The 11,129-nt window shown below is 56.7% G+C and carries 11 protein-coding genes; all 11 read right to left on the bottom strand.

Annotation, left to right across the window (positions count from 1 at the left end; genetic code table 11):
• Positions 1–178: 178 nt before the first annotated feature.
• The gene (gene ribB, locus K5905_RS16730; protein ID WP_297585884.1) at positions 179–1,498 is read right to left on the bottom strand and encodes a 3,4-dihydroxy-2-butanone-4-phosphate synthase; all 1,320 of its coding nucleotides are present in this window, start codon (positions 1,496–1,498) and stop codon (positions 179–181) included.
• Positions 1,499–1,583: 85 nt separating this feature from the next.
• The gene (locus K5905_RS16725; protein ID WP_297585883.1) at positions 1,584–2,696 is read right to left on the bottom strand and encodes a class I SAM-dependent methyltransferase; all 1,113 of its coding nucleotides are present in this window, start codon (positions 2,694–2,696) and stop codon (positions 1,584–1,586) included.
• A 3-nt stretch (positions 2,697–2,699) separates the two neighbouring features.
• A complete protein-coding gene (locus K5905_RS16720) occupies positions 2,700–3,932 on the bottom strand; it encodes a class I SAM-dependent RNA methyltransferase (RefSeq protein WP_297585881.1) in 1,233 nt (410 codons plus the stop codon).
• A gap of 71 nt (positions 3,933–4,003) precedes the next feature.
• A complete protein-coding gene (locus K5905_RS16715) occupies positions 4,004–4,759 on the bottom strand; it encodes a TlyA family RNA methyltransferase (protein ID WP_297585880.1) in 756 nt (251 codons plus the stop codon).
• Positions 4,760–4,810: 51 nt separating this feature from the next.
• Positions 4,811–4,948, bottom strand: a complete 138-nt coding sequence (locus K5905_RS16710) for a hypothetical protein (RefSeq protein WP_297585879.1) — start codon at positions 4,946–4,948, stop codon at positions 4,811–4,813.
• A 25-nt stretch (positions 4,949–4,973) separates the two neighbouring features.
• Positions 4,974–5,600, bottom strand: coding sequence for an SCO family protein (locus tag K5905_RS16705; protein WP_297585878.1), 627 nt, complete (start codon positions 5,598–5,600; stop codon positions 4,974–4,976).
• Positions 5,601–5,622: 22 nt separating this feature from the next.
• Complete coding sequence (locus tag K5905_RS16700) at positions 5,623–6,144, bottom strand: copper chaperone PCu(A)C (RefSeq protein ID WP_297585877.1); 522 nt, start codon at positions 6,142–6,144, stop codon at positions 5,623–5,625.
• A 37-nt stretch (positions 6,145–6,181) separates the two neighbouring features.
• Entirely contained in the window at positions 6,182–6,556 is a 375-nt protein-coding gene (locus tag K5905_RS16695; RefSeq protein ID WP_297585876.1) for a hypothetical protein, read from the bottom strand.
• A gap of 102 nt (positions 6,557–6,658) precedes the next feature.
• Positions 6,659–8,095, bottom strand: a complete 1,437-nt coding sequence (locus K5905_RS16690; RefSeq protein WP_297585875.1) for an MFS transporter — start codon at positions 8,093–8,095, stop codon at positions 6,659–6,661.
• A gap of 125 nt (positions 8,096–8,220) precedes the next feature.
• Positions 8,221–10,182 carry a 1-deoxy-D-xylulose-5-phosphate synthase gene (gene dxs, locus K5905_RS16685; RefSeq protein ID WP_297585874.1) on the bottom strand — a complete coding sequence of 654 codons (1,962 nt, stop codon included), beginning with the start codon at positions 10,180–10,182 and terminating at the stop codon, positions 8,221–8,223.
• Positions 10,183–10,536: 354 nt separating this feature from the next.
• A partial coding sequence (locus K5905_RS16680) for a helix-turn-helix transcriptional regulator (protein WP_367186977.1) occupies positions 10,537–11,129 on the bottom strand: 593 nt, incomplete at its 5' end.

The raw sequence follows: 11,129 nt of genomic DNA, 5'->3' as shown, positions 1-11,129 counted from the left end.
CATATACGATGCCTTCGCTCTGGCTGCGGTTGAAGCCGACCGTGAAGGGCACCGGAGCCGGTCTGGTCTCTTCTTCCGGTGCGTCTGGCCCCGTTGTTGCCCCCATTGTTGCCCCTGGGGATACGCCCGTGGGTGCGCGTGTCTTTGCCACCATAAAGAATCACCTTTCGGAGATCCTTTAGGTGTCGAGGATCTCTGTTTCGTCAATCTTGATGTCGAAACCTTCCAGCCCCACGTAGTGACGCTCACGGGTAGCCAGCAGGCGAATTGAACTGACACCCAGATCTTTCAGGATCTGAGCGCCCAGACCAACCTCCCGCCATTGTTCCTGTCTAGCTTGCGCGGAGCTGTGCTCCTCGGTATCAGCAGCTTCAAAATCGGTTCTCGTGCGTCTGGACTGGCGGGCGACACCGACCGAACCTTCACGCAAATAGACAATCACCCCGCGGCCGCGCTCTGCGAATTGTTCCATGATCTGATCAAGCGCCTGCGTTTCACCGAAGACATCGTCAAGCACCGATTCCAGCTGCAAACGCACAGGAACACTGCGCCCGTCCAGAATGTCACCATAGACGATGGCCAGATGGTGCATCGGATCGTATGGCGTTGAATAAGTCATCGCGTAAGCCGGACCGGCCACGGTTTCGACAGGCTGTTCGTTGACCCTTTCAACCATGCGTTCCGTGCGTTGGCGCCAGGCAATCAGATCGGAGACGGAGACCATTTTCAGATCATGTTCTGCTGCGAATTCTGCGACCTGCGGTCCACGTTTGACGGTGCCGTCATCATTGACGAGTTCGCTGATGACACCAACCTCTTCAAGGCCTGATAGGCGGCAGAGATCGACCGCAGCTTCCGTATGACCCGAGCGCATCATCACACCGCCTTCCTTGGCAACGAGCGGGAAAATGTGCCCCGGGCGCACGAAATCGTCGGCACCGACATTCGGGTTGGCAAGCGCACGCACGGTCGAGCAACGCTCTTCGGCTGAGATACCCGTCGTCAGTCCCTGACGATAATCGACGGAGATAGTAAATGCAGTCGCAAGCGGTGCATCGTTTTCCGCAACCATCGGATCGAGTCTCAAACGGCGAGCATGAGACACTGTCATCGGTGCGCATATGATGCCGGACGTGTGACGCACCATGAATGCCATCTGCTCAGATCTGATTTTTGACGCTGCGACGATCAGATCGCCTTCGTTTTCGCGGTCGTCATCATCGGTCACGACCACCATTTCTCCACGCTCGAATGCACGGATAGCTTCTGCGACACGGGCCTGGGACACGGGATGCTCCTTGGTTGTAGACAGTCCGAGAAAGTCGTTTGGGGTAACAGTGCCATCGGTTGCGATGGCAATCTTGCGGGCCATGTCCCGCGAAACCCACACGTTGGGGTCATTGCACAGGGCTGTTACAGACGCAGGTGACAGGTTGGCGCGGCGCGCAAAGGCGCTGCGGCTTTCACCGGTTTGCAAGAGCCATTGATCCAGTCTCATGAAATTGCATATACGCCTGTTTTCTTTCAGTCACAAGAGAAAGAAAGGTGTATTTTCAGCGACACTAAAATTTCAGGCTAAGAAGTCAGGCCGATTTCACGAATTGTGCGGCTCGGGAGACAAAGGCAGCCGTCATCCAGCGTTGCTCAAGACCCTGATCTTTACACAAACCTGCCAGATCCTCCTTGAGATAAGTCGTATAATAAGGTTCATGAAAAAGCTGCGGAAAGAGCGACAGAAGACCGTCGTAATCCGGCACATCTCCTGTCTGCAGGCTGTCGACAAACAGGAATGAGCCACCTGGCTTCAACACGCGCGCAATTTCAGCGATCACCTGCCGGCGTACCTTGGGAGGCAACTCGTGAAACAGGAAGATACAGGAAACAACATCAAGTGAGCCGTCGGCAAAGGGCAATTCTTCGGCCATAGCCGTCACATAGCTGGCACGTCGGGTTCGGATCCGTTCGCGCGCGACCGACAGATAGGGCTCTGAAAGGTCGAGGCCCGTGCCGTAAAGTCTGGGAAAGGCTTTCAGGGCAGGGCGCAGCAAACCTCCAGTTCCACAGGCAAGGTCCAGATAGGCAATCTTGCGCTGGTCCTTGCGCCTCAGTATTTCGGCAAAGGGCAGGAGTGCGCGTCGTCGCATGGCAGCGGTTGCACCTGAAAACAGTACATCAACCTGAAAATCGTAAAGCCGTGCGCTGTCCTCAGTCATCCAGCCATCGGTCTGAAAGTGAAAATTTTGACGATAGTAGCGCGGCAGAGTTTCAGCGAACCCTCCCGCGTTGTCGTTGACTTCCTGATGGGCGCCCGTCGCCCGGCGCCGGGCGACTTCCGGGGCGTCCCTGAAAAATGCCCGGCTGGTCGCAAGCAGCTCACGCGGGCTCATCGTCCCGTCTGAAGGCATCGGATAGATCCCTTCCTCTACGGCTTTCATGTCGTCCGCAAAGAGCCTGACGATATCGGTGAGCATGCACCGCTGGCTCGGAACCGGTCCGACCGGAATGACCTTTGGTGTTTCAGGTAGCTCTTTTTGGATCTGCCGATTCATCCGGCGCATGGCTTCCGAATGCAGCGTATAGAGCGCCACGCGGCTGCCCTGGCGGAGAGCATAGCGTGTTTTGCGGGCAAGGCTGTAAAGCGGCGGCAGTCCTCGGGTTCTGTCTGAAGATCCTGTCTTTTCGTCCACCGCTTGCATGGCTCACTCCCTGTTCAAGACCGCCACTACTTCAATATGGGGCGAATACTGGAACTGGTCCACAGGTGTGACGGTTTGGAGCGTATATCCGCCATCGATCAACGTTCTGAGATCGCGGGCAAGCGTTGCGGGATTGCAGGAGACGGCAACGATTGTGTTGACCTTGGAGTTCGCCAGAAGGTCTGCCTGGGCCTGCGCGCCGGCACGCGGTGGGTCAAAGACCACCGCGTTGAACGGTTCCAGTTCTTCACGCACGAGCGGTCGGCGGAAAAGGTCGCGCCTTTCGAAGGTGACTTTCTTCAAACCTTGCGGCTTGCGCAATGCTTTGTCGAATGCGGCAACCGCTGCAGCGTCCCCCTCGACCGCATGTACATTGGCGAACCTTGCCAGACGAAACGCAAAGGTTCCGATGCCGGAAAAAAGATCTGCGACGTTTTTTGCCTTGCCGACACCATCAAGCACCAGTTTTGACAACACTTCTTCCCCGGCAAGGGTTGCCTGAGCAAAACCACCGGCGGCCGGAACCACGCCTATCCCGTCCATATCAAGTACAGGGGGGCGAACTTCCAATAGAACTTCGCCATTCACCGAAAGTCGCGCCAGATCCAGCTTGACCGTCTTTTGAGAAAGCGCCGGGATCTTGCGATCGTAGTTCCTGTCTGCCTTGTCGATGGCAACATCCAGTCCGGCCGTGGTCACCAGAACCGTGACCCGCATTTCCCCCTTTTTAGGAAGGATTTCTGTGGCCAGCTCGGTAAGGCCCGGCAATGCCTTCTCGATGGCAGGTGACAGCGCCGCGCATCCCGATGCATCAACAAGCTGATGACTGGCCTTGCCGTGATAGCCGAGAATGACCTTGCGTCCTGCACGGCCCGCTGTAAGAACTGCCCGTCTGCGGCCACCTGCGGTGGCTGCAATCGTCTCCGAGACCGCAGCTTCAATTCCGCTGCCTTTCAACGCGCGGTCCACCAGCTGCTGCTTCCATTTCAGATAAGGTTCTTCCGCATAGTGCTGCATGGAACAGCTGCCGGAAGTTTCGCTGTGCTTGCAAACCGGGGCAACACGGTCAGGCGACGGCGTAACGATCCGCGGATTGAGTGCGCGGCCATTGACGACCTTTGCCATCACCGTTTCGCCCGGAAGCGCTCCGGCGACATAGACGGGACCGGTATCGGTGTCAGCGATGCCATCGCCTCGGTGACCGAGTTCTGAAATAATCAATTCTTGTTCGCTCATGGCAGAGCGATAGCGTCAACGCTCATGCTGAGCAAGCTCTTACAGAACAAACCCTCGGGCATCCGATGGTTTCAGGGCGGAAGAGGTCTGCCGGTCTTCTTCCCGTGAAGCAACCACTCCGCATTCCCGTCGCCGCCTTTGAGCGGCGAAGGCACAAGAGCACCTGCGGTCCAGCCCGGAACAGTCGCCAACCAGTTCTGGAGACTGGCGGCGGTGTTCTCTGCAATTTGCGGGTCAACAAGACCACCCTTGCCGATCTTGTCCTTCCCGGCTTCGAATTGCGGCTTGACCAGGAAGATCCCTTCTGCCCCTGTTGCGGCAAGGCTCAGCGCAGGAGGCAGGGCAAGCTTGAGCGAGATGAAACTGACGTCGGATACCAGCAGTTCAGGCCGGTCGCCACCAAGATGCTCCTGTGTGAGGTCGCGGGCATTGAGCCCATCTTGAGCGTGCACCTGAGGATGGGCGCGAAGACTTTCGTGCAACTGGTCATGCCCCACATCGATCGCATGAACCTTTGCGGCCCCGTGTTCCAGAAGCAATTGAGTGAAGCCACCGGTGGACGCGCCGATATCCAGGCAGGTCCTGCCTTTCGGGTCGACTTCAAATTGGCGCAGACCTTCAACGAGTTTCAATGCTGCACGGGAGACGAAGCGGGAGGCCGGGTCGTCAACGGTGATCGCAACACCTTGACCGATTTTCTGAGCAGGTTTGGTGCAGACGATGCCGTCCAGGGAAACGGTACCGCGCAGGATCGCATCGCGTGCCCGGGCGCGGCTGGGAAAACGGCCGATATCCACGAGGTGCTGGTCGAGGCGTTGTTTTGACATGCGCGGGGTTTTAGGTGCACTTGAGCCCAATGAAAAGCACAAGCCTGACTTTTAGCCGAAGCAGCTTGCGATTGCCGAAATCAGGCGGTCGGCATAGACCCGTTCCCCGGCATAAAACCAGAGAAACACCGACAGCGCGACAAGGCCTGTCGCGCCGGCAGTCAATCCAATGTATAGCGGCATCCGCATGATATCGGGTGCTCCGGCTAGCCGATCAGGAAGAAGCGGGTGCGTTGTCGATCAGACGGCGCAACTTCCTCAAGGCATTTTCTTCCTCTTCGGCGTAAGCGATGGTGCCGACAAACTTGTTGTCTGCATCCATCAGGTAAACAGCAGCAGAATGGTCCATCGTATAGTCGCCGTCGTCAAGAGGGACCTTTTTGGCGTAGACCCTGTAGGCTTTGATTATGGCATCGACCTGCTCCCGGGATCCGGTAAGAGGTGTGATACGCTCGTCGAATGCAGCAACATAGTCACGCATCACGTCCGGTGTGTCGCGCTCGGGATCCACGGAAACGAAAGCGTAATTCAGTTTTCCTGCATCATCGCCCAGAACGTCCATCCAACCCTGCAGTTCGGACAATGTCGTCGGGCATACATCCGGACAGAATGTGAAACCGAAGAAGATCAGGGTCGGCTTTCCGGCAAATGTCTTGTCGGTCACCGTCTCGCCATTGCCGTTGACCAGCTCAAATGGACCGCCGATAGCAGCAAGCGGTTCGATCAGGGCTCCGGAATTCTTGTTACCGGCGGTTTGCTGATAAACCAGCACTCCGGAAACAACTGCGAGGGCGGCGACTGCCGCCCAGGCCGTGTACCGGAAGAGTTTCAAACCAGACATGGTTCAGCCTTCTCCTGGAGGATTAGTTTTTGCTGTGGTCCATATTACTTTGATCACCGCCATCCTTGTTCATATGGCCGTGATCCATCGATTTTGCACCCATTTTTGCGACCGAGAGTTCTATGCCGACGTCACCGGCTTTCTCGAAGGTGAGGATCACCGGCACGCTGGTACCTTCTTCAAAGGACTGGTTGAGCCCCATGAACATGATGTGAAGACCACCGGGTTGCAGCTTGACGGTTTCGCCTGCCGGAATCTCAATGCCGTTGTCCAGCTTGCGCATCTTCATGACGCCGTCGGTAACAGCCATTTCATGAATTTCGGTTTTCCCTGCAACATCGGAGCTCGCGGCGATCAGACGGTCCGTTTCCGAACCGTTATTGACGATTTCGACAAACCCGCCACCAGCTTTTGCCTTGGGTGGAGTGGCGCGCGTCCAGGCGTGAGACAGAGACAGGTCACCGGCTTTGTAGTCGCTGGCGACAGCGGAGAGGGAAACGAGCGTCAACGCCGTCGCTGCGGCGATCGCTTTAATGAGTTTCATGGGTTCGATCCTTGATATCTGAGCAATGTTGAGCGTTTCAGATCAAGGTGGTCGGAGGTCCTCGGATCGGGGTGGTTCGTCCTCTGTCAGCAACACAGATTGGCTGATCTGTTACCGCCAGTGGAGTGACCTGACCCGGTTCGACAAATGACGTTACCGAGGAGATGCCCGACAGACAGGGCCCAAGCGCGCAGCCATGCGCACATAGGAGCCCACACTGACAGGCCAGCAAGTCATGCGATCCGGAATAGGTTTGCTCCTGACTGGAGGGTTGGCAAAGGCTCGAAAGCCCCGCTGCCGCTGCAGCTTCCGGGGATAGGGCTGTTGCCAGAACCACGAGACACAGCCGCAGTGAAAACGCGAGCGTTGCAAACGCCACCAACGGGTGGCGCTCTCGCCGCAAGATCTGCATCTGTGTTCTGCGCAAAGCCATGAAACGGCTATAGGCCGGAACAGGCGCGCTGTCGAGCGGCGAAACCGCGCAGGTCACCCATCACCAGTTGGTCAGAGGAATTCAGGTCTGTTTGTCGGTGCTGTCTGCAGTTCCGGCGTTGCCTGATGTACTGTCTGCAGAAGCCGAAATGTCCTTGACGCCCGGCGTCTCCGCCGAAGCGGTATCCTCGGTCTTCTCGCTATTCGCGTCGTCTTCGGCTGGCGCATCGAAGTTGTAGATATCGTCTTCATAGGCCGGGAATTCTTCCGGTGGAATAACGTATTCCTCCGCTTCGGCGTCAAGCGGCTCTGGAGAGATGACACTGCCGACCTGCGCGGTGGCGGCGTATTCGAAGTCTGTCTTTTCGTCGGCAGTCAGCGCCTGGCGAGCAAAGACGCGGGTCAGAATGAATCCGGCCATGGCCAAGTTGACGGCAAACACCATCATGTAGAGTCCAGACGGCCCGACTTGCCCCATTATGCCCGAGGCAATCAAAGGTCCGACGATGGAGCCAATGCCGAAAGAAAGCAGCATGCCAGAAGAGGTTTCGACAAAATCATTCTCCGCCGCATGGTCGAAGGCGTGAGCAACAGCGATCGCGTAGAGTGGTTGCGAGAACATGCCGACAAGAGCGGCGCTCAGTGCCGCGATAGCAAATACAGTTGGTGAAAAGAAAACAATCGCTAGTGAACCTGCCGCAGTTGCACAGCCCAGACCTACGAGCACAAGACGTCGATCGATGCTGTCCGACAAGCGACCTATGGGCCACTGGGAAAGCATTCCGCCGCCGATGAGGGCTGCCGCGTAGAAGGCCGATTGGTTTGTTGAAAGGCCTATCTGCGAACCGTACAGGGGGGTCAGTGTCAAAAGGGCGCCCTGCGAAACACCAATGAGCAGAATACCGACAAATGCTGCAGGTGAGTTTCTGAAAAGCTGCACCGGACGGAAGCGAACGAGCGTGATCGGAGCGGGTTGAGTAGAGGTTGTCAATGAGACCGGCATGACTGCGAGGCTCACGCTGACCGACGCGATGGCAAATGGAACAAAGGAGGAGATATTCGTACTGGCTATCGAGATCTGACCGAGCATGAGCGCGCCAAACAGGATAACGATGTAAAACGACATGATCGTGCCGCGGTTTTCGTTGGTGGCGCTTTCGTTGAGCCAGCTTTCAACGATCATGTAGAAGCCAGCGAGGCTGAAACCCGATATGATACGAATAATAATCCATGCCGTCGGGTCGATGACAATGGGATGAACGATTGCTGCTGCGGACATCAGGGAGACCAGGGCAGCAAAGGCGCGGATGTGTCCTGCGCGCATGATTAGCAGCGGCGCACCCAGGCAGCCGAGCACCATGCCGACAAAGTAGGCAGAGGACATGGCGCCGATCTCAAAATCAGAGAAGTAATACCTGTCTGCCGCCAAAGGTAACAGCGTGGTCTGGAGGCCATGTCCGAAAATGAGCAAGGCGACAGACAACAATAAAGCGGACACGGAAAGAAGCGTCTGAGCCACGGCTGCCTCCTGATGTTTGGCAACAAAACAAAAGCGCCGGTTGGAACCGACGCGTTTATCCAGACAACCAGCCTTTCCAGTTCTGGCAGCTCGTGTCAATCACCATTGCGACATGCAGTGTCGGCTTATGCGCGTTGCGGCGCGCTCATCGTTTCCGTTCCGAGCGCTGCAAAGACGGTTCGCATGATGCCATCGCAATTCAGGCCCGCATTGGCATACATCAGGTCCGGTTTGTCATGATCGATATAGGCATCGGGCAAGGCAAGCGTCCGGATCTTGAGACCATTGTCCAGAAGGCCTTCTTCCGCCAGTTGCGTCAGCACATGAGAGCCGAACCCGCCGGCAGAACCTTCTTCGATCGTTACCAGAACTTCGTGTTCTCGGGCAAGGCGCCGGATCAGGTCCATGTCCAGCGGCTTGGCAAATCTCGCGTCGGCAACAGTTGTGGACAATCCGGCTGCGTCAAGTTCATCGGCCGCCTTCAGGCATTCGCTCATACGACCGCCGAAGCTGAGAAGGGCAACCTTGGTGCCCTCGCGCCGGATGACACCTTTACCGATTTCGAGCACGCTTCCACGTTCGGGCATTTCCAGCCCGACGCCTTCACCGCGTGGATAGCGGAATGAAATCGGTCCTTCGTCATAAGCAACGGCAGTCGCCACCATGTGCCTGAGTTCTACTTCGTCCGCGGCTGCCATCACGACGAACCCGGGCAGACAGGAAAGGAACGCGGTGTCGAAAGCCCCTGCGTGCGTTGGCCCATCCGCACCGACCAGTCCTGCGCGGTCAATCGGAAAACGAACGGGCAGGCCCTGTATCGCCACGTCATGAATGACCTGATCGTAGGCTCTTTGCAGGAAGGTGGAATAGATCGCGGCGAATGGTTTGAAGCCTTCGGTCGCCAGACCCGCTGCGAACGTCACTGCGTGCTGTTCGGCGATGCCGACATCATAAGTCCGCTCGGGATAGGCTTCGCCAAAAAGATCCAACCCTGTTCCGTCAGGCATTGCCGCCGTGATGGCCACGACCTTCTTGTCCGTTTCCGCCTCTTTGATCAGAGATGTTGCGAACACGTTGGTGTAGCTCGGTGCATTGGCTTTGGGTTTGGACTGCTTGCCTGTCACCACGTCGAATTTGGCAACGCCGTGATACTTGTCCTTGGCACCCTCGGCAGGACCATAGCCCTTGCCCTTTTGCGTTACTGCATGGATCAGAACCGGACCGTGATGGGTGTCACGGACGTTTTTCAGGACTGGCAGCAGGTGTTCAAGGTTGTGACCGTCAACCGGGCCAACATAATAGAAGCCCAGTTCCTCGAACATCGTGCCGCCGGTCCAGAAGCCGCGCGCGAATTCTTCTGCCCGGGCGGCCTTTTCAAAAACCGGCTTGGGAAGGTTCTTGGCAATGTTCTTGGCTGCATCGCGCAGCGTCTGGTAGGTCGGCCCCGAAACCAGCTTGGCGAGGTAAGCCGACATCGCACCGACCGGAGGAGCGATGGACATGTCGTTGTCATTGAGGATGACAATCATGCGCGAACCGAGATGGCCGGCATTGTTCATGGCTTCATAGGCCATGCCTGCGGACATGGCTCCGTCGCCGATCACTGCTATGACATTGTTGTCGCCATCTTTCAGATCCCGGCCTGCGGCCATGCCGAGTCCGGCAGAGATGGACGTGGAGGAATGCGCTGCGCCGAAAGGATCATACTCGCTTTCCGCCCGCTTGGTGAAACCGGAAAGACCATTGCCCTGCCGCAGCGTGCGGATGCGGTCGCGGCGTTCAGTCAGAATTTTATGCGGGTAGCATTGGTGTCCCACGTCCCAGATGATCTTGTCGTCCGGTGTGTTGAAGACGTAATGCAGTGCGACGGTGAGTTCGACAACTCCAAGGCCGGCACCGAGATGGCCCCCGGTAATGGACACGGCGTCGACCATTTCTGTGCGCAGTTCGTCTGCGAGCTGCTGAAGGTCCACCTCGTCAAGCTGACGCAATTCAGCGGGGGACGATACCTTGTCTAGTAGCGGGGTATGGGGCTTGGAAGACACTCTGTCGTTGGCTCCACATGTTGAATCATGGCGGGCAGGCATACACTAACCGGATATAGGGCGCAAATCGGCTTCTTGGAATGCGCCAAAATGTTTCGTGTATCGACGAAGATGTTGGCCGGTTTTGAAGAGTGCATTGTCTGGTTTCGGGATGTTGGTCGAAATTTCTTTCAACTTGGCAGCGTTTTTGAGTTCTGTCACCCTTTTGGGTGATGCATCTTGCCTGGTTCTATCCTAATGGATTGGACGTGGTCGATGGGGCCACGTGCACAGTGATCAACTAGGGGTCGTAGTTCTACGGCCCCTTTTTTTCTAATGTGGCATATGTACGAATTGGGCGTTGTGTCGTTATTGGCAGGGTAATTCGGCATCGGACCTGCATTCAATGCAGTTCTGTCAAAAAAGCCCGGATAATTTGTGCACGAGCCGTGCAAGTTGAAGTTGCGTGTGCGCTCCGGTCTTTTCATAAATCCGTCGCAAATGGGTTTTCGCGGTGTTTCGGGTGATCCCTAGGGACACCGCGGTTGACGACATTGATCCTGTTAGTGTCAGCTGCCGGGCCAACCGAGCTTCGGATTGTGACAATTCATAGTGATCCTGAAGAACACCTTCAATTTCTTCCGAAAGGTCAGCGGTTTCCGATAGCCGGATGATGTACCAGGTCGCTCCGGTCGCCCCTGAACCGGAGCGCTGAGCCGATACCGGCTCAATGGAAATCCTGATCAACGATCCGTCCCGTTCCGCCAGACAGACAGATCGAGAATTTCTTCCGATTGTCAGACCGGTGGCCCCGTCCTCGATCACGGCATTGGCTTCAAGTTTTGAAATTGCCTCTTTCTGCAAGTCCTGCAGTGCGGCTTCCACTTGTTTGTGCTTGGGAATCAGCTTGTCGCCATGGGTCCCGAGAACCCCTGTCTGGACAAGACGGTCGACACCCAGGTGTGTGTGTCCGAGGATTTGCCGGTCTTCGGCGATAAGAATTGCCGGGC

The sequence above is a fragment of the Roseibium sp. genome (genome assembly GCF_025698965.1).
Classification (GTDB): Bacteria; Pseudomonadota; Alphaproteobacteria; order Rhizobiales; family Stappiaceae; genus Roseibium.
This window is presented reverse-complemented; position numbering and strand designations above follow the sequence as displayed.